20 protein-coding genes are annotated in these 16,581 nt (G+C 75.5%); 13 read left to right on the plus strand and 7 right to left on the minus strand.

Going from position 1 to position 16,581, the window contains the following annotated elements:
• Positions 1 to 10 precede the first annotated feature (10 nt).
• Together DQ241_RS03145 and DQ241_RS03150 are read left to right on the plus strand one after the other, a co-directional pair.
• Positions 11 to 1,201 carry a cell wall metabolism sensor histidine kinase WalK gene (locus DQ241_RS03145; protein ID WP_113828657.1) on the plus strand — a complete coding sequence of 397 codons (1,191 nt, stop codon included), beginning with the start codon at positions 11 to 13 and terminating at the stop codon, positions 1,199 to 1,201.
• Positions 1,198 to 1,884, plus strand: a complete 687-nt coding sequence (locus DQ241_RS03150; protein ID WP_113828658.1) for a response regulator transcription factor — start codon at positions 1,198 to 1,200, stop codon at positions 1,882 to 1,884. The genes DQ241_RS03145 and DQ241_RS03150 overlap by 4 nt, the downstream gene beginning before the upstream one ends.
• Positions 1,885 to 1,972: 88 nt before the next feature.
• Here DQ241_RS03150 and DQ241_RS03155 read toward each other — a convergent pair whose 3' ends face one another.
• Positions 1,973 to 2,152 (minus strand): DUF3072 domain-containing protein, encoded by a 180-nt coding sequence (locus DQ241_RS03155; protein ID WP_113828659.1) that lies wholly within the window; start codon positions 2,150 to 2,152, stop codon positions 1,973 to 1,975.
• A 10-nt stretch (positions 2,153 to 2,162) separates the two neighbouring features.
• Positions 2,163 to 2,384 (minus strand): hypothetical protein, encoded by a 222-nt coding sequence (locus DQ241_RS03160; RefSeq protein WP_113828660.1) that lies wholly within the window; start codon positions 2,382 to 2,384, stop codon positions 2,163 to 2,165.
• An 81-nt stretch (positions 2,385 to 2,465) separates the two neighbouring features.
• Here DQ241_RS03160 and DQ241_RS03165 point away from each other — a divergent pair, with 81 nt between their 5' ends.
• A complete protein-coding gene (locus tag DQ241_RS03165) occupies positions 2,466 to 3,524 on the plus strand; it encodes a helix-turn-helix domain-containing protein (RefSeq protein WP_113828661.1) in 1,059 nt (352 codons plus the stop codon).
• On the opposite strand, the gene DQ241_RS03170 is transcribed toward DQ241_RS03165, so the two are convergent.
• On the minus strand, positions 3,426 to 4,229 hold the full coding sequence (locus tag DQ241_RS03170) for a hypothetical protein (protein ID WP_113828662.1): 804 nt from the start codon (positions 4,227 to 4,229) through the stop codon (positions 3,426 to 3,428). The genes DQ241_RS03165 and DQ241_RS03170 overlap by 99 nt on opposite strands.
• An 87-nt stretch (positions 4,230 to 4,316) precedes the next feature.
• On the opposite strand from DQ241_RS03170, the gene DQ241_RS03175 reads away from it, so the two are divergent.
• The gene (locus tag DQ241_RS03175) at positions 4,317 to 5,261 is read left to right on the plus strand and encodes a Ppx/GppA phosphatase family protein (protein WP_113828663.1); all 945 of its coding nucleotides are present in this window, start codon (positions 4,317 to 4,319) and stop codon (positions 5,259 to 5,261) included.
• On the plus strand, positions 5,261 to 6,205 hold the full coding sequence (locus DQ241_RS03180; protein ID WP_113828941.1) for a hypothetical protein: 945 nt from the start codon (positions 5,261 to 5,263) through the stop codon (positions 6,203 to 6,205). Before DQ241_RS03175 ends, DQ241_RS03180 begins: the two co-directional genes overlap by 1 nt.
• 20 nt (positions 6,206 to 6,225) lie before the next feature.
• On the opposite strand, the gene DQ241_RS03185 is transcribed toward DQ241_RS03180, so the two are convergent.
• Entirely contained in the window at positions 6,226 to 6,792 is a 567-nt protein-coding gene (locus DQ241_RS03185; RefSeq protein WP_113828664.1) for a type 1 glutamine amidotransferase domain-containing protein, read from the minus strand.
• Between the two features lie 59 nt (positions 6,793 to 6,851).
• Between DQ241_RS03185 and DQ241_RS03190 the strand changes: the two genes are divergently transcribed.
• The 6 genes from DQ241_RS03190 (at position 6,852) to DQ241_RS03215 (ending at position 11,287) form a co-directional block, all read left to right on the plus strand.
• Complete coding sequence (locus DQ241_RS03190; RefSeq protein WP_147252321.1) at positions 6,852 to 7,535, plus strand: proline dehydrogenase; 684 nt, start codon at positions 6,852 to 6,854, stop codon at positions 7,533 to 7,535.
• Complete coding sequence (proC, locus tag DQ241_RS03195; protein ID WP_113828666.1) at positions 7,532 to 8,350, plus strand: pyrroline-5-carboxylate reductase; 819 nt, start codon at positions 7,532 to 7,534, stop codon at positions 8,348 to 8,350. Before DQ241_RS03190 ends, proC begins: the two co-directional genes overlap by 4 nt.
• A 465-nt stretch (positions 8,351 to 8,815) precedes the next feature.
• Entirely contained in the window at positions 8,816 to 9,031 is a 216-nt protein-coding gene (locus tag DQ241_RS21430) for a helix-turn-helix domain-containing protein (RefSeq protein WP_113828942.1), read from the plus strand.
• A gap of 139 nt (positions 9,032 to 9,170) precedes the next feature.
• A complete protein-coding gene (locus DQ241_RS03205) occupies positions 9,171 to 9,269 on the plus strand; it encodes a 30S ribosomal protein bS22 (protein WP_012854759.1) in 99 nt (32 codons plus the stop codon).
• Positions 9,270 to 9,279: 10 nt separating this feature from the next.
• Complete coding sequence (locus tag DQ241_RS03210) at positions 9,280 to 10,386, plus strand: NAD-dependent epimerase/dehydratase family protein (RefSeq protein ID WP_113828667.1); 1,107 nt, start codon at positions 9,280 to 9,282, stop codon at positions 10,384 to 10,386.
• A complete protein-coding gene (locus DQ241_RS03215; protein WP_113828668.1) occupies positions 10,379 to 11,287 on the plus strand; it encodes a lysophospholipid acyltransferase family protein in 909 nt (302 codons plus the stop codon). Before DQ241_RS03210 ends, DQ241_RS03215 begins: the two co-directional genes overlap by 8 nt.
• On the opposite strand, the gene DQ241_RS03220 is transcribed toward DQ241_RS03215, so the two are convergent.
• The 3 genes from DQ241_RS03220 to DQ241_RS03230 all read right to left on the minus strand — a co-directional run bounded on the left by DQ241_RS03220 (position 11,284) and on the right by DQ241_RS03230 (position 14,336).
• Positions 11,284 to 12,276, minus strand: coding sequence for an HAD family phosphatase (locus DQ241_RS03220; RefSeq protein WP_113828669.1), 993 nt, complete (start codon positions 12,274 to 12,276; stop codon positions 11,284 to 11,286). The genes DQ241_RS03215 and DQ241_RS03220 overlap by 4 nt on opposite strands.
• A 73-nt stretch (positions 12,277 to 12,349) precedes the next feature.
• The gene (locus DQ241_RS03225; protein ID WP_113828670.1) at positions 12,350 to 13,450 is read right to left on the minus strand and encodes a DUF5667 domain-containing protein; all 1,101 of its coding nucleotides are present in this window, start codon (positions 13,448 to 13,450) and stop codon (positions 12,350 to 12,352) included.
• Positions 13,451 to 13,565: 115 nt separating this feature from the next.
• Complete coding sequence (locus DQ241_RS03230; RefSeq protein ID WP_113828671.1) at positions 13,566 to 14,336, minus strand: sigma-70 family RNA polymerase sigma factor; 771 nt, start codon at positions 14,334 to 14,336, stop codon at positions 13,566 to 13,568.
• Between the two features lie 195 nt (positions 14,337 to 14,531).
• Between DQ241_RS03230 and DQ241_RS03235 the strand changes: the two genes are divergently transcribed.
• Together DQ241_RS03235 and DQ241_RS03240 are read left to right on the plus strand one after the other, a co-directional pair.
• The gene (locus DQ241_RS03235; RefSeq protein ID WP_113828672.1) at positions 14,532 to 16,094 is read left to right on the plus strand and encodes an AMP-binding protein; all 1,563 of its coding nucleotides are present in this window, start codon (positions 14,532 to 14,534) and stop codon (positions 16,092 to 16,094) included.
• Positions 16,087 to 16,338 carry a glutaredoxin family protein gene (locus DQ241_RS03240; RefSeq protein WP_113828673.1) on the plus strand — a complete coding sequence of 84 codons (252 nt, stop codon included), beginning with the start codon at positions 16,087 to 16,089 and terminating at the stop codon, positions 16,336 to 16,338. Before DQ241_RS03235 ends, DQ241_RS03240 begins: the two co-directional genes overlap by 8 nt.
• The last annotated feature ends 243 nt before the right edge of the window (positions 16,339 to 16,581 follow it).

A 16,581-nucleotide genomic window follows, 5' to 3' on the forward strand; every position in this document is an offset into this window, starting at 1 on the left:
CATCGGCCATGTGAGCCCGCTGGTCGCCTTGGTGGTCGGCCTCGTCCTGGGCGCGGCCGCCGCCGTCACGGTGCTGCTCCGCTCCCGCGGTGAGGTCGGTGGTCCCCGACCCGACCCCGTCGTCCCGCTGCCCGAGGCGGCCATGGCCCGCCGGCTCCTCGACCTCATGGACCCCGCCGTCGTCGTCGTCGACGCGGACGAGGCGGTCCTGCTGGCCAACCCGGCCGCCCGGGCGCTGGGCATCGTCCGGGGCAACCGGCTGCTGGTGCCGGAGCTGCTGCACCTGGCGCGGGGTGTGCGGTCCGGTGGCAGCCGGCGGGGTGACGTGCGGCTGCCGGGCAGCCTGGTCGGCTCCGGGCCCCGCCTGGTCGGCGTGCACGGGGTCCGCCTGGACAGCGGGACCGCGCCGCCCCCGGGGCCGGTGGCCCTGGTGCTGCTCGACGTCACCGAGGCCCGGCGCACCGAGGTCGTGCGCCGCGACTTCGTCGCCAACGTGGGCCACGAGCTGAAGACCCCGGTCGGGGCGATGGCGCTCCTGGCCGAGGCGATCGAGGGCGCCGCCGACGACCCGGAGGCGGTGCAGCGCTTCGCCGCCCGGATCCGCCACGAGGCCGACCGGCTGGCCCGGCTGGTCCGCGAGCTCATCGACCTGTCCCGGCTGCAGGGCGGCGAGCCGCTGCCCGAGCTGCTGCCCGTGGACGTGGACCGGGTGCTCGCCGAGGCCGTGGACCGCACCCGCACCGCGGCCCGCGCCAAGGGGCTGGAGATCGCCGTGGGCGGCCAGCACGGGCTGGTGGTCCGCGGGGTCGAGGCCCAGCTGGCCACGGCGGTCACCAACCTGCTGGCCAACGCCGTCGCCTACAGCCCGGAGGCCAGCCGGATCGCCGTCGCCGCCCGCGCCCGGTCGGGGTTCGCCGAGATCGCCGTGACCGACAGCGGCATCGGCATCCCGCGGCAGGACCGCCAGCGGGTCTTCGAGCGCTTCTACCGCGTCGACCAGTCGCGGGCGAGCGCCACCGGTGGGACCGGCCTGGGCCTGGCCATCGTCAAGCACGTCGCGAGCAACCACGGCGGCTCGGTGACGGTGTGGAGCGAAGAGGGCCTGGGCTCGACGTTCACCCTGCGCATCCCGCTGGCGGCTCCGCCGGCGGAACCCGTCGGCGACACCGTCGCCGCGCAACCCCGAGAGGGAGACGCATGACCCGCGTGCTGGTGGTGGAGGACGAGGAGTCCTTCTCCGACGCGCTGTCCTACATGCTGCGGCGCGAGGGCTACGACGCCGTCGTGGCGTCGAACGGCCCGGACGCGCTGGCCGAGTTCGACCGCGGCGGTGCCGACATCGTGCTGCTGGACCTCATGCTGCCCGGGCTGCCCGGCACCGAGGTGTGCCGGCAGCTGCGGTCCCGCAGCGGGGTGCCGATCATCATGCTCACGGCCAAGGACGGCGAGATCGACAAGGTCGTGGGCCTGGAGCTCGGCGCCGACGACTACGTGACCAAGCCGTACTCGGCGCGCGAGCTGGTCGCCCGGATCCGCGCGGTGCTGCGCCGCCGCGGCGAGGCCGTGGAGCCGGCGGGGTCCGACGGCGTGCTGGAGGCCGGCCCGGTCCGCATGGACGTCGAGCGGCACGTGGTCTCGGTGGGCGGCGAGCCGGTGGCCCTGCCGCTCAAGGAGTTCGACCTGCTCGAGCTGCTGCTGCGCAACGCCGGGCGGGTGCTCACCCGGGCGCAGCTGATCGACCGGGTGTGGGGCTCGGACTACGTGGGCGACACCAAGACCCTCGACGTCCACGTCAAGCGGCTGCGGGCCAAGCTCGAGCCCGACCCCGCCAACCCGACCTACCTGCTGACGGTGCGGGGCCTGGGCTACAAGCTCGAGGCGTGAAGGACCCCCAGCCGCCCCACCGCTCGCGCGCTCGCGGCGGGCCCCTGCTGGGGGCCGAACTGCTCGCCCGACCTACGGGCTCAGTGCCTCAGTTCTTGAGGTCGTCGATCTTCTCGGAGGCCTCGGCCTTCGTGAGGTCCTCGGGGACCTCCTCGTCGGTGCCGCGGGCCAGCGTCTCCAGGTAGCTCTTCTGCGCACCGGTGGCCGGCTCGTCGCCGGTCACCCAGTCGGACGGGTCCTTCTCCAGCGTGGGGTCCTGTTCGCTCATGTGTTCGAGCCTAGGCCGGGAGGAGCGTCTCCGCTCGTCGGACGGCGACCTCGAGCGCGGCCGCGCGGCGGGCCTCCTCGACACGCCGGCCGGTGCGGTGCACGTGCTCCTGGCCGCAGCCGGGGCAGGTGACGTGGACGGCGATCGCGTCGGCGTGGTTGACGACCGCCCGGACGGCGGACAGCCCGACCAGCTCGCGGTTCCCGGTGACGGGGCAGGTGATCAGCAACATGCGAGCAGCGTGCTCGGCGGCGACCGCCGCGACGAGTGGCAGGACCGACCGCTATCGCCGATTTTCTGCCATGATGCCGGCATGGCTGAACCGGGAACCCCGATCGTGGTCAGCGCCGTCGTCGCCGACGGGCTGATCGGCAGCTTCGGCCTCGGCGTGTGCCACGAGGTCTTCGCCTACGACCGCAGCCGGCTCGGGCTGCCGCGGTTCGACTTCGCCGTGGTCGCCGAGGAGCCGGGCATCCTGCGCACCGACACCGGGCTGGGCGTCCTGGTCGAGCACGGGCTGGAGCGCCTGGAGCGCTCGGACGTCGTGCTGATCACCGCGTGGGAGCTGTTCGACCGCGTCCCCTCGGAGACGCTGCTCGACGCCCTGCGCGCGGCGCACGCCCGCGGGGCCACGCTGATCAGCCACTGCACCGGCGTCTTCGTGCTGGCGGCCGCCGGGCTGCTCGACGGCATGCGGGTCACCACGCACTGGCGCTGGGCCGGCGAGCTGGCGGCCCGCTTCCCCGACCTGGACGTCGACCCGACGGTCCTCTACGTCGACAACGGCTCGATCCTCACCGGCGCCGGGACGGCGGCCGGCGTCGACACCCTGCTGCACCTGATCCGCCGCGAGTGGGGTGCCGCGGCGGCCAACGCGCTGGCCCGCGAGATGGTGGTCCCGCCGCACCGCGACGGCGGCCAGGCGCAGTACATCGACGCCCCGGTGGCCCGCTGCGAGGACGACCTGCTGGGGGCGGTGCTGGAGTGGGCGACCGCCCACCTGGCCGAGGACATCAGCGTGGAGCTGCTCGCCCGGCGGGCCCTGATGAGCCCGCGCACGTTCGCCCGGCGGTTCAAGGCCACCACCGGGACGACGCCGCACGCCTGGCTGCTGCAGCAGCGGCTGTCGGCGGCCGAGGCGCTGCTGGAGGAGACCGACGCCCCGGTCGAGGAGATCGCCCGGCTGGTCGGCTTCGGCACCGCGGCCGGCCTGCGCGAGCAGTTCGCCCGACGGCGCGGGGTCTCCCCGCGGGCCTACCGGCAGACGTTCCGCTCAGCCGGGGCGGCGCCGGTGCAGCTGGACGGGCACCGGGCTGGCGGGGTGGGGCGCCACGAGCCCCTGGTCGAGGCGGAGCTGGGCCAGCCGGCGTAGCTCGGCGTAGGCGTCGGCGCCGATCAGCGCGGTCAGCTCGGCGGCGTAGGTGTCCACCAGCGGCTCCGGGGAGACGTGGGCGGTGGGGGAGCCGGTGCACCACCAGTGCAGGTCGTGCCCGCCCGGACCCCAGCCGCGCCGGTCGAACTCGCCGACGCTGTCCACGAGGACGCGGGTGCCGTCCGGCCGCTCCTCGTGCTCCTGCTCGCGGCGCACCGGCAGCTGCCAGCAGACGTCGGGCTTGGTGGTGAGCGGGTGCAGGCCGTGGCGCAGCGCCATGCGGTGCAGCGCGCAGCCGGCGCCGCCGGGGAACCCCGGCCGGTTGAGGAAGACGCAGGCGCCGTCGACGGTGCGGGTCCGCAGCGAGCGCGCGCCCTCCTCGGCGTCGTCGGCGTCGTCCTCCTCGGTCCAGGCCCCGCGCCCGACCGGGGCGAGCTGCCAGTCCTCGTGCTCGAGGTCGGCGACGGCGGCGGTGACGCGGGAGAGGTCGTCCTCGTCGGTGAAGAAGGCGCCGTGGCTGCAGCAGCCGTCGTCGGGCCTGCCCTCCACGACACCGGCGCAGCCGCGACCGTAGACGCAGGTCCACGCGGAGGTCAGCCAGGTGAGGTCGGCGCGGACGCGGTGCCCGGGGTCGGCCGGGTCGGCGAACTCCACCCACTCGCGGGCGAAGTCGAGCGGCACCTCGTCCGGTGGGTCCTGCGGCACCGGCCCAGCCTAGAAGAGGGACCCCTCCCTCTCGCACCTCGCTGCGCTCGGTATGAGCCTCCGGAGGGGGCCGGGCAAGATGGCCGCATGCGCCTGGGAGTGCTCGACATCGGCTCGAACACCGTCCACCTGCTCGTCGTCGACGCGCACCGCGGCGCGCACCCCACCCCGATGCACGACGACCGGTGGCCGCTGCGGCTGGCCGAGCACGTCGGCCCGGACGACGTGCTGTCGAAGGCCGGCGAGAAGGCGCTGCTGCACGCGGTCGAGGAGGCCTGCCGGCAGGCGGACAAGCAGGACGTCGACGACTTCCTCGCGCTGGCCACCTCGGCGATCCGGGAGGCGCGCAACGGGATGGAGGTGCTCGAGCGCGTGCGCCAGCGCACCGGGGTGGAGCTGCGCGTGCTCAGCGGCGAGGACGAGGCGCGGCTGACCTTCCTCGCCGTCCGGCGCTGGTTCGGCTGGAGCGCCGGGCGGCTGCTGGTCCTCGACATCGGCGGCGGCTCGCTGGAGCTGGCCGTCGGCGTGGACGAGCTGCCGGACGTCGCCCTCTCCCTCCCGCTGGGCGCCGGGCGCATGACCCGGCGGTTCCTCCCCGCCGCGCTCACGGGTGGCCGGCCCGACCTGGCCGCGCTGGAGAAGCTCGAGGAGCACGCCGCCACGCTGCTCCGGCCCGCCGCCGAGGAGCTCGCCGGCGCCGGGAAGCCCGACCTGGTCGCGGCCACCAGCAAGACGTTCCGGACGCTGGCCCGCCTCACCGGCGCGGCGCCGTACTCGGCCGGCCTGCGCGTTCCCCGCGAGCTGACCCGGGAGGGGCTGGACCAGCTGATCGGCTTCGTGTCGCGGATCGAGTCCTCCGCGCTGGCCGAGCTGCGGGGCGTCTCGCGCGATCGCGCGCACCAGGTTCCCGCTGGAGCGGCTGTCGCTGCCGCCACCATGGGCGTTCTGGACGTACCGTGCGTGCGGATCTGTCCGTGGGCGCTGCGCGAGGGTGTCATCCTGCGCTGGCTGGACTCGATGGGAGGGGCGTGATGGCACAACCGGACTGGAACCCGGACACCGGGGGCCGATCGCTCGCCGAGATCCTCCGCGAGGCCGGCATCGACACGTCCAAGGCGGCGCGCCGGCGGCGCTGGGACGACCCCGACGACGCACCGGTCCGCCAGCGGCGGCCGGACGCCGAGCCGCCGGCGGACCGGCCGGTCTACGGCCGGCGCAAGAGCGACATCGACTTCTCCGAGCCCCCGCCCTCGCGGAACCGGCGCGTGGCACCCGAGCGGATGGCTCCCGAGCGGGTGGCGTCCGAGCGAGCCGCGCCCGAGCGGGTGGCCCCCGAGCGGGCGGCGCCGGGTGAACCGCACACCGCCGCCATCCCGGGGCTGCGCCCCGAGCGGACGCCGGGGGTGCCGCACCCGTCGGCCCCGCTGCCCGACTTCCCGCTGAACGAGCGGCGTGCGTCGGAGCGGCGCACCGGCCGCTCCGACGACCGGTCGACCGGCCGCGTGGGCGAGCGGATCGCGGACCGCCGTCCCGAGCGGTCCCCCGACCGGCGGGCGGACCGCAGCACCGGTCGCGTCGCGGACCGCCCGCTCCCGCGCTCGGCCCCGCGGGACGAGCACCACTCGACCGGCCCCATCCCGGTGGTCCGCGGCGCCGACGTGGCCGACCTCGACGACGACCTGGACGCGACTCCGCAGGAGAGCGCGCTGGCCTGGCTCCGGTTCGGCGGCGAGCTGCTCATCGCCCTGGCCGCCGGCATCGGCGTCTACTTCCTGGCGACGGTGCTGTGGGAGATGGTCCCGCACCTCGCCCTGCTGCTCGCCCCGCTGTCGGTCACCGCGCTGGTGGCCGGCGTCGGCATGTGGCGGCAGAAGATGGGCCGGGAGCCGGTGGGCGCCAGACTGCTCGCCGTCCTGGTCTTCGCCGGCACGCTGCTGACCATCGCGCCGGCGGCGTCGCTGCTCGCCGCCAGCTGAGCGGCGAGCAGCGCCTCCGCTCAGTCCTCGGCGTCGTCCGCGTCCTCCGCGCCGGCGAACTCCTCGACGATCGCCGCCGAGAAGGCGTCCAGGTCGTCGGGGTTGCGGCTGGTGATCAGGTTGCCGTCGACGACGACCTCCTCGTCCACCCAGTTCGCGCCGGCGTTGCGCAGGTCGGTCTGCAGCGAGGGCCACGAGGTCATGCGGCGGCCGCGGACGACGTCGCCCTCGGCCAGCACCCACGGCGCGTGGCAGATCGCGGCCACCGGCTTGCCCGCGTCGAAGAACGCCTTCACGAACGCGACCGCGTCGGCGTCGGCCCGCACGAAGTCGCCGTTGATGACGCCACCGGGCAGGACGAGCGCGGCGTAGCTGTCGGGGTCGGCGTCGGCGACCGTCGTGTCGACCTTCTTGGTGTCGCCCTTGTCGATGTGCTCGTACGCGGTGATCGTGCCGTGCTCCAGGGACACCAGCTCCGGCTCCGCGCCCGCTTCCTCCAGCGCCTGCCACGGCCGGTCGAGCTCGACCTGCTCGACGCCGTCGGTCGCCAGGACCGCCACCTTCATGCCGTTCAGTTCTCCTGCCATGCCGCCGCCGCTACCCGGCCCCCGAACGGGGCACACACCGGCGCACTACCGTCTGCGCTGTGCGTTCGCTCTCGTGGCTCGTGCCCGGACGGTCCGTGGACGACGCCGTCCGCGTGGCCGAGGAGCTCGTGGCCCAGGGCCGGCGGGTGGCCCTGGAGCACCGGCCCGGCGCCGACGGCGAGGTCGTCGCGGAGCTCGCGGCCCTCGTGGCGCGGGCGCCCGCGGGCGACGTGGAGCTGACCCTCCCGGTGGAGCTGCTCGGCGGCCGCGCCGCCGATCTCGCCGCCGCGGCGGGCGCCGCGGGGCTCGGCGTGGCGCTGGAGGGCCCCGCCGGTGCGGTGGGGGAGCTGCTCGAGGCCTTCCCGGAGGCCCGGGCCGTGGTGGCGGCCGCCGAGCCCGGGGCCGAGCGGCGCTGCCGGGCGCTGGCCGGTCGGCGGGTGCGCCTGCAGGCCGGGCGCGGCCGGGCCGCCGACCTCGCGTTCGTCCGCTGCCTGAACGTCCTGATGAGCGGCGCGGGCACCCCCGCCGTCGCCACGTCCGATCCGCGACTCGTCGCGATCACCGGTGAGCGGGCGGCCTGGTACGGCCGCTCGCCCGACAGCTGGGAGCACGTGATGCCCTACGGAGTCCGCACCGACGAGCAGCGCCGGCTGGCCGCCGCCGGCGCCGCGCTGCGGGTCGCCGTCCCCTCGGGGACCGCTGCCCTTCCCGCCGTCGCCCGCCGGATCGGGGGGCGGCGGTGACCGCGTCAGGGCGCCGGGGGCTGGCCATCGTCGGCGGCGGCAAGATGGGTGAGGCGCTCCTCTCCGGCCTGGTGCGCCGGGGCGGACCCGACGGGATCGTGGTCTGCGAGCGCAGCGCCGAGCGGGCGGCGGAGCTGGCGGAGCGCTACGGGGTGGCCGCGGTGGACCTCGCCGGCGCGGCCGGCCGTGCCCGGGTCCTGCTGCTGGCCGTGAAGCCCCAGGACATCGACGGGCTCCTCGGCCGGCTGACCGAGCACGTGGACACCGACCACCTGGTGGTCTCCATCGCGGCCGGCGTGCCCACGGGGCGGATCGAGGCGGCGCTGCCCGACGGCGTGCCGGTGGTGCGGGTCATGCCGAACACCCCGGCGCTGGTCGACGAGGGGATGAGCGTGCTCTCGCCCGGGGCGCACGCGGCTGAGGAGCACCTCGACGAGGCGGAGGCGCTGCTGGCCGCGGTCGGTCAGGTGCGCCGGGTGCCCGAGTCGCAGCAGGACGCCGCCACCGCGCTGTCGGGCAGCGGGCCGGCCTACTTCTTCTACCTGGTCGAGGCCATGGTGGACGCCGGGATCCTGCTGGGGCTGCCCCGGGCGCTGGCCGTGGACCTGATCGTGCAGACCGCGCTGGGCTCGGCGGTGATGATGCGCGACTCGGGGGAGCACCCGGTGCAGCTGCGCGAGGCGGTCACCAGCCCCGGGGGCACGACCATCGCGGCCATCCGGGAGCTCGAGCGGCACGGCGTGCGGGCCGCGCTGATCGCCGCGATCGAGGCGGCGCACGACCGCTCGGTGGAGCTGGGGGGCTCGCGGGGCTGATGCGTCGCGGTCGTCATGTCGACCGCGCGGCACCGGCCACCTGAGCCCCAGGGATCGACTCGTCTACCTCACCGGCAGCGAGCGGCCGAACACAGTAAGGCACCAGTGCGTGGATTTCGTGCACGCTGCGTCGTGTCGTCGTCACGCCGCGCCGATCCACATGTCGACGTGGCGTCATAGGTAGACATCTGCCCAGGACGGACCGGTCCGCCTGTTCGATTCACCCATCGCTCCAGTCACGCCTGTCCCCTTACGCTCAGTACCAGCTCGTGCGTGTTCAGTTGCCGGTGGGGAAGCCGGCGCCACGACCCGAGCTAGGTCCGGAGACGAAGAACAATGACCATGCCCCAGCGCCACGCTGCCGCCGCCGTCGTCCGCCCGGGTGTGCCCGGCCAGCGCCCGATGGGTCGCCCGATGACCGCCGCCGCCGTCGCTCGGCCCGTGCCGGCCGCGCACCCCGCCGCCATGCCGGTCGGTCGTCCCGCCGTCCCCGCCCCCCGCGCGGCCGTGACCTTCCTGACCGTCGCCGAGGTCGCCTCGATGATGCGCGTCTCCAAGATGACCGTGTACCGCCTGGTCCACGCCGGCGAGCTCTCCGCCGTCCGCGTCGGCCGCTCGTTCCGCGTGCCGGAGCGCGCCGTGCAGGACTACCTGCGCGACGCCTACACCGACATCGCCTGAGCCACCTCGTCCCGGACCGGGGCCGCCCGCGGCAGCGTCGCCGCGGGGCGGCTCGGGTACGCTCGGTCGCCGAGCGGCAACCGGGAACCCCGCGTTGTCGCGCTCGAGCTTTCATCTGTGACGACGTCGGGAGCACCACGTGGGTTCTGTCATCAAGAAGCGCCGCAAGCGGATGGCCAAGAAGAAGCACCGCAAGCTGCTGAAGAAGACGCGCGTCCAGCGACGCAACAAGAAGTGAGCTGACGCTCGTGCCGCCCGCGGTCGTCCTCGTCACCGGTGTGAGCCGGTGGCTGGGCGGAGCGCTGGCGGCCGAGCTCGCAGCGGACCCGTCCATCGAGCGGGTCATCGGCGTGGACACCGTCCCGCCGTCGCCGGCGATGCTGCGCCGGCTCGGCCGCACCGAGTTCGTGCGGGCCGACATCCGCAACCCGCTGATCGGCAAGGTCATCGGGGCGGCGGCGGTGGACACCGTCGTGCACATGAACATCAGCTCCACGCCGGCGGGCTCCGGTGGGCGCACGCCCATGAAGGAGCTCAACGTCATCGGCACGATGCAGCTGCTGGCCGCGTGCCAGCGCGCGCCGTCGGTGCGCCGGTTCGTGCTGAAGTCGACGACCGCCGTGTACGGCGCCTCCTCCCGTGACCCCGCCGTCTTCACCGAGGCGATGCAGGCGCGGCAGGTCCCGTCGGGCGGCTTCGCCCGCGACAGCGTCGACATCGAGGGCTACGTCCGCTCCTTCGGCCGTCGCCGGCCCGACGTCGACATCGCGATGCTGCGGTTCACCAACTTCATCGGCCCGCGGATCGACTCGCTGCTCACCGGGTTCCTCCGGATGCCCGTCGTCCCCACCGCGCTCGGCTACGACGCGCGCGTGCAGCTGCTGCACGAGGACGACGCCCTGGCGGTCCTCGTCCGCGCGACCACCGGCGACTTCACCGGGACCGTCAACGTCGGCGGCGAGGGCACCCTGCTGCTCTCCCAGATCGTCCGGCGGCTGGGGCGGATCGAGGTGCCGCTGCCCTACCCGGCGCTGGGCTCGGTGGGGCGGGTCTCGCGCCGCTTCGGCTTCGTCGACTACTCCCCGGAGCAGATGCGGTTCCTGAACTTCGGCCGCGTCGTCGACACCACCGTGCTGCGCACGACGTTCGGGTACGCGCCCCGGTTCACCACCTCCGCCGCGCTGGCCGACTACGCCCGCACGGTGCCACCGGTGGTCCCGCCGCAGCTCGTGGACCAGGCCACCGGTGCGCTGCGTGGCCTGCTCTCCCGGGTCGGCGACACCGCGGCCGCGGTGGGCGACCGGCTCAGCCCCGCGCCCTCGGCGCCCGGCCTGCGGGCGGTGCGCGATGCCTGAGGCCCGCGTGATCCCGCTGCGGCCCGACGACGACGATCCCTACGTCCCGCCGCCGACGGCCCCCGGCTGGGAGGAGCAGCTCGCCGGCGGGCTGGAGTTCCTCCGCCGGCGGTTCACCGGCGAGTACGACACCGACGAGTTCGGCTTCGACCCCGACCTGGCCGACCACGTGCTGCTGCCGCTGCTGCGGCCGTTCTTCCAGAAGTGGTTCCGGGTGGAGACCCGCGGGCTGGAGAACGTGCCGGCGGAGGGGGGCGCCCTGGTCGTCGCCAACCACTCGGGCACGCTGCCGGTCGACGCGCTGATGACCACGGTGGCCCTGCACGACGAGCACCCGGCGCACCGGCGGCTGCGGCTGCTCGGGGCCGACCTGGTGTTCGAGCTGCCGTTCGTCGGCTCGATGTCGCGCAAGATGGGCACCACGCTGGCCTGCAACGAGGACGCCGAGCGGCTGCTGACCGGGGGTGAGCTGGTCGGCGTCTTCCCCGAGGGCTTCAAGGGCATCGGCAAGTCGTTCCGCGAGCGGTACACGCTGCAGCGCTTCGGCCGGGGCGGTTTCGTCAGCGCCGCGCTGCGCACCGGGGCGCCGATCGTCCCGTGCGCGATCGTCGGCGCCGAGGAGATCTACCCGATGATCGGCAACGCCAGGACGGCCGCCCGGCTGATGGGGCTCCCGTACTTCCCGATCACGCCGACGTTCCCGCTGCTCGGCCCGCTGGGGCTGGTGCCGCTGCCGTCGAAGTGGCTGATCGCGTTCGGCGAGCCGATCGAGACGGCGTCCTACGGGCCGGCCGCCGCCGAGGACCCGATGCTGGTCTTCAACCTCACCGACCAGGTGCGCGAGACGATCCAGTCCTCGCTCTACCAGCTGCTCCTGCAGCGCAAGGGCGTCTTCGGCTAACGGAAGAGGCTGGAACGGCCGCCCTTCAGGGAGCCCGCGGCGAGCTTGCGAGTCGTGGGGAGAAGGGCGGTCCTGTCATTGTCCCGCCGGCGCAGGGCGATCGCACCGCCCACGGCGGCGCCGGACAGGGCGGCCGCGCCGAGGGCCGGCAGCCCGTACTTGGCCGCCTTGCGGCCGGTGCGGAAGTCGCGCACCGTCCAGCCCCGCGAGCGGGCGATCGAGCGCAGCTCGGTGTCCGGGTTGACCGCGACCGCGGTGCCGCACAGCGAGAGCATCGGCAGGTCGTTGGCCGAGTCGCTGTAGGCGGTGCACCGCTCGAGCTCCAGGCCCTCCCGCTCGGCCAGGGCCAGCACCGCCTCGGCCTTCGCCGGGCCGTGCATCAGCTCGCCGACCAGCCGGCCGGTGTAGCGGCCGTCGATCACCTCCGCCACGGTGCCGAGCGCGCCGGTGAGGCCCAGCCGCTGGGCGATGATGCTGGCCAGCTCGACCGGCGTCGCGGTCACCAGCCACACCCGCTGGCCGTTGTCGAGGTGCTGCTGGGCCAGCGCCCGGGTCCCGGCCCAGATCCGGTCGGCCATGAGCTCGTCGTAGATCTCCTCGCCGGCCTGCACGATCTCCGACACCTCGCGCCCGGCCACGAAGGCCAGCGCGTTCTCGCGGATGGTGTGCACGTCGTCGGCGCTGCCCTCGTTGCCGCCGATGCGGAACTTCGCCTGCTGCCAGACGAACCCCGCCATGTCGCGGGTGGTGAAGTACTTGCGCGCGGCCAGCCCGCGGGCGAACCAGAACAGCGACGCGCCCATCATCATCGTGTTGTCCACGTCGAAGAAGGCGGCCGCGGTGAGGTCGGGTGCCACGACGGGCGGCGCGGCCACCTCGGCGGCGGCCGCGGACGCTGCACCGGCGACGTGCGCGCGGCTCTCCTCGTCCACCGGGACGTCGGGGAGCGGTCGGTCGGTCGTACGGCCGCGGAACGGCAGACGCGGCACGGAGGCCCTCCCTGGATCGGCCCGCTGCGGCGGGGACACCGACGACAGCGACCCTAGCGGGGGCCGGCGACCCTCACCGGGGGCAGGTGCCCAGGCTCAGCAGGCCCGGCACGCAGACGCCCAGGGGCAGCGGCAGGGGCACGTCCAGCACCGGCGGCGGGGTCGTCGTCGGTGCCGGTGCGCCCGGCCGCGGCACGGTGATGCTCGGCAGCGGCAGCAGCCCGCCCGGGGTGGGCGTCGTCGCCGGTCCGCCGCCCGGGGCGCCGTTCGGGCCGCCGGGCACGGGGGCCGGCGCGGGGGAGGACGGCGCGGGAGCCGGGGCGGGGGCCGTGGGAGCGACCGGCGAGGCGGCCGTCTGCGGGGGCGTGGTCGCCTGCCCGCCGCCCGGCGCCGCGGGCGCCTCCGGCGCGGGCGCCTCGGGCAGGCAGAGCGCTGGCACGGGGCCGAGGGGGTCGGAGCCCGCGGTCGACGGTCCGGCCGGGCAGCCCAGCGCGCCGCGCAGGCCCTCGGCGCGGGTCGTGACCTCGGTCAGGAGCGCCAGCGAGCCGTCGACGTCATCGACCGCGGACGGCGGGACGTCGTCGCGCAGCGCGGCGAGATCGGCCGACTGCTGACCCGCCCACGAGGAGAGGCGGTCCAGCGGAGCTCCCTCGCCGGTGGCCACCGCCCGCTCGGCGAGCCAGGCCGCGCCCTCGGTGGTCTGCCGGTCCATCGTCGCGATGGTCGACTCCGCCAGGGCGGCGTCGTCGCCGAGCGCGGCCAGCTCGTCGAGGCGGGTGCTGGCGAACTCCAGCAGCGTCTGGCCGCGGGTGTCACCGGCCAGGGCCAGCTGGGTCTGCTCGGTACCGCGCTTGACGCCGTAGAGCGGATCGCCCGGACCCGCCCCCGCTGCCACGGCGACCAGCGCCGCGGCCGCCGTCACGGTGAGGGCGGCGCCGGCGAGCCCGGCGGTGAACCGGGTGCGGCGGGACGAGCTGCGGGTGTCGTCGGCGCGCAGCCGCATCAGCCGCCGGAAGGGGGAGACCGGGGCCGGCGCGGGAGAGCGGACGGCGGCCATCGCGACCAGCCGCTGCCGGGTGGCCGCGCGGAACGCCGGGTCGGGCTCGCCGTCCAGGTGCGGCGCCAGCTCCTGCAGGCGTGCGACGAGGACGTCCTCGTGGTCGCGCACGCTCATCGAAGGCCCCCAGGCATCGTCCGGACGGGGCGACCGGTGTCCGTCGCACCCCGTTGCAGACCGTCCAACGACGGGCGAGGGTATTCGGTTACGGCCCGAACGAACGTCGTCCCGGTCATCGCAGACCGTCCGGGATGAGCGCGGCCAGCCGGCGCACCGCGCGGTGCTGCAGCGCCTTGATGGCGCCGTCCTTCTTGCCCATGATCTCGGCGGTCTCGGCGACCGAGAGGCCGTGGATGAAGCGCAGCACGATGCACTCCTGCTGCTCGCTGCCCAGCTGCTGCACGCAGGCCAGCAGCTGCTGGTTGGTCAGGTGCGCGACGACCGCGTCCTCGGGGCCGTCGGTCGCCCGGTCGGCGTCGCGCATGTCCGCAGTGGCGACCTCCAGCCGGTACCGGCTGCTCTTCACGTGGTCGAGGATGATGTTGCGCGCGATCGTGACCAGCCAGGCGCCGACGTCGCGGCCCTGGAAGGACAGCGAGTCGATGCGGCGCAGGGCCCGCACGAAGGTCTCGCTGGTGACGTCCTCGGCCGTCGCCCGGTCGCCGACCCGGTGGTAGACGTACCGGTGGACCAGCGACACGTAGTGGTCGTACAGCTCCCCGAACGCCTCCGCGTCACCGTCCTGCGCGCGGCGCACCATCCCCCAGACGTCGGGCTGCCCGTCCTCCGGTGCCGGGGCCTCGACGACGGGGGCGTCCGCCACCGCCGGGGCCTCGGCCGCCACGTTCGGCTCCTCGACGCGGAGGGCCTCGGCGCTCGGCCGCGGGAACGGCTCGGCGCTCGGCCGCGGGAACGGCGTGGGACGGGGCCGCGGACGGGCATGCGGGCTGGGCCTGCGCGCCGGGGCGGCAGCGGGCCGCTCGGCGTCCAGGGGGTGCGGCATGCGGGCGTTCGACCTCCTCGTCGGCCCGCCGTACCTGGACCGTCTCCACCCCGACGCGACCGCCCCGCGGCGGTCGCGTGTGCTGCGGGTCTCGTCCCATGGTGACAACATCGCCCCAGCCCGTCCACGCCAACCCGGTGGGACGCGCGCCCGGCGACCTGATCGGGCGGTGGCAGCAGCTCCAACGGAGGAGACGTGCAGGTCGTGGAGGCAGGAAGGTCCCTGGCGGCGCTGGTCCGGTCCGCGGCCGGGCAGCGCCCCGACGCCCCGGCCGTGGTCGCCGGCGACGAGCGGCTGAGCTGGGCCGAGCTGGACTCCGCCGTCGACCGGGTGGCGGCCGGGTACGCCGCCCACGGCCTGGTCCCCGGCGACCGCGTGGCCGTGCAGCTGCCCAACGGGCTGCCCTGGTTGCGCGCTGCGCTGGGTGCCCTGCGCGCCGGCCTGGTCGTGGTGCCGGTCAACACCGCCTACACCGAACCCGAGCTCGCCCACGTCCTCGGTGACTCGGGCGCCGCCCTGCTGGTGGCCGACGGGCCGCGCGACGACGTCGCCGGGGTGCCGGTCTGCGCCGGCCCACCCGAGGCGGAGGGCCCGCCGCGGGCCGTCGCCGACGACCCCGCCGAGCTGGCCTTCCTCTGCTACACGAGCGGCACGACGGGTCGCCCGCGCGGCGCGATGCTGACCTCCGGTGCGCTGGCGGCCAACCAGCAGCAGTGCCTGCAGATGTCACCGCCGCCCGTGCGGGCCGACGACCGGGTGCTGCTGGTGCTCCCGCTGTTCCACGTCTACGGGCTCAACGCCGGCTTCGGCCTGGTCGCGGCGACCGGTGCGTGCGCCGTCCTGCAGGAGAGCTTCGACCCGCGCAGCTCCCTGGCGTTGATGGCCGAGGAGCAGGTCACCGCGGTGCCCGGGGCCCCGCCGATGTACCAGGCGTGGCTGGCGGTCGCGGACGCCGCCGGCAGCGACGCCGACCTGCGACGGGCGTTCGCCGCGGTCCGGCTGGCGTCCTCGGGCGCCGCGCCGCTGCCCGAGGAGGTGTGGACGGCGATGCGCGAGCGGGCCGCGGTGACGGTCTGGGAGGGCTACGGGCTCACCGAGGCCGCGCCGGTCGTCGCCAGCACGCTGGCCACCGGGCGGCCCAAGCCCGACTGCATCGGCGGTCCGCTGCCGGGCATCGAGGTCCAGCTCCGGGACACCGCGGCGCACGAGGAGCTCGTCCCCGCGGACGACGAGTCGCACGAGGAGGGCCCGGGCGAGATCTGGGTCCGCGGGGCGAACCTGTTCGCCGGCTACTGGCCCGACGGGGCCGACGGCCCGGACGCCGACGGGTGGCTGGGCACCGGTGACCTGGCCTACCGGGACGCCGACGGCGACCTGCACCTGGTCGACCGGCGCAGCGACCTGATCCTGGTGAGCGGCTTCAACGTCTACCCCGCCGAGGTGGAGCGGGTGCTCGACGCGCACCCCGCGGTGGCCGAGAGCGCGGTCATCGGCGTGCCCGACGCCCGCACGGGAGCGGCGGTGCGCGCCGTCGTCGCCCTGGTGCCGGACGCGCGGCTCACCTTCGAGGAGCTGCGCGACCACGCCGCCGCGTCGCTGGCCCGGTACAAGGTGCCGACGTCGGTGCACTTCCTCCCGGCGCTGCCGCACTCGCTCACCGGCAAGGTGAGCCGGGCCCGGCTGCGCGAGCTCGGCCTGACCGCGGCCGGGTCGGACGACGAGCAGCCCGCGGCCGCGCAGGAGGCCGCCGGTGGCTGAGCCCGCTGCCCGGCTGCAGCTGCTCACCCGTGCCGGCTGCCACCTGTGCGAGGTGGCCGCGGAGACCCTCGCCCGGATCGCGGACGACGCCGGCCTGGTGCCGGCCGAGGTCGACGTGGACGCCGACCCGGAGCTGCAGGCCGAGTACGGGGACCGCGTGCCGGTCGTGCTGCTCGACGGCCGGGAGCACTCCTACTTCACCGTCGACGTGCCCCGGCTGCGCCGCGACCTCGGTCTCCGCTAGCCGGCGCCACCCGGCCTCGGCCGCTCCCTGCGGCCGTGGTTAGGGTGGTCCTCACCACAGCTCCACCCGAACGGGGCCGGTCAGCGCGCCGCGCGGCCTCCGGCGACTTTGTTCCGGCGTTCACAAGCGGCTACCGTGGCCTCCGCGGGTGCCCGTCGCCCGCGTTCCCCGACGCCTGCGTTTCTGCGTCGCGCCCGCTTCCGGCCCCGGCCGGAGGAGCCGGCGCGGCCGCTGTGGAGAGCC

Origin of the sequence: Blastococcus sp. TF02A-30 (assembly GCF_003319185.1) — a bacterium.
In the GTDB taxonomy this organism is placed as follows: domain Bacteria; phylum Actinomycetota; class Actinomycetes; order Mycobacteriales; family Geodermatophilaceae; genus Blastococcus.

Coding starts and splice junctions, on each gene's coding strand:
- DQ241_RS03150 (WP_113828658.1), top strand. CDS start 1,198: ATGACCCGCGTGCTGGTGGTGGAGGACGAGGAGTCCTTCTCCGACGCG.
- DQ241_RS03155 (WP_113828659.1), bottom strand. CDS start 2,152: ATGAGCGAACAGGACCCCACGCTGGAGAAGGACCCGTCCGACTGGGTG.
- DQ241_RS03160 (WP_113828660.1), bottom strand. CDS start 2,384: ATGTTGCTGATCACCTGCCCCGTCACCGGGAACCGCGAGCTGGTCGGG.
- DQ241_RS03165 (WP_113828661.1), top strand. CDS start 2,466: ATGGCTGAACCGGGAACCCCGATCGTGGTCAGCGCCGTCGTCGCCGAC.
- DQ241_RS03175 (WP_113828663.1), top strand. CDS start 4,317: ATGCGCCTGGGAGTGCTCGACATCGGCTCGAACACCGTCCACCTGCTC.
- DQ241_RS03180 (WP_113828941.1), top strand. CDS start 5,261: ATGGCACAACCGGACTGGAACCCGGACACCGGGGGCCGATCGCTCGCC.
- DQ241_RS03185 (WP_113828664.1), bottom strand. CDS start 6,792: ATGGCAGGAGAACTGAACGGCATGAAGGTGGCGGTCCTGGCGACCGAC.
- DQ241_RS21430 (WP_113828942.1), top strand. CDS start 8,816: ATGCCGGTCGGTCGTCCCGCCGTCCCCGCCCCCCGCGCGGCCGTGACC.
- DQ241_RS03215 (WP_113828668.1), top strand. CDS start 10,379: ATGCCTGAGGCCCGCGTGATCCCGCTGCGGCCCGACGACGACGATCCC.
- DQ241_RS03225 (WP_113828670.1), bottom strand. CDS start 13,450: ATGAGCGTGCGCGACCACGAGGACGTCCTCGTCGCACGCCTGCAGGAG.
- DQ241_RS03230 (WP_113828671.1), bottom strand. CDS start 14,336: ATGCCGCACCCCCTGGACGCCGAGCGGCCCGCTGCCGCCCCGGCGCGC.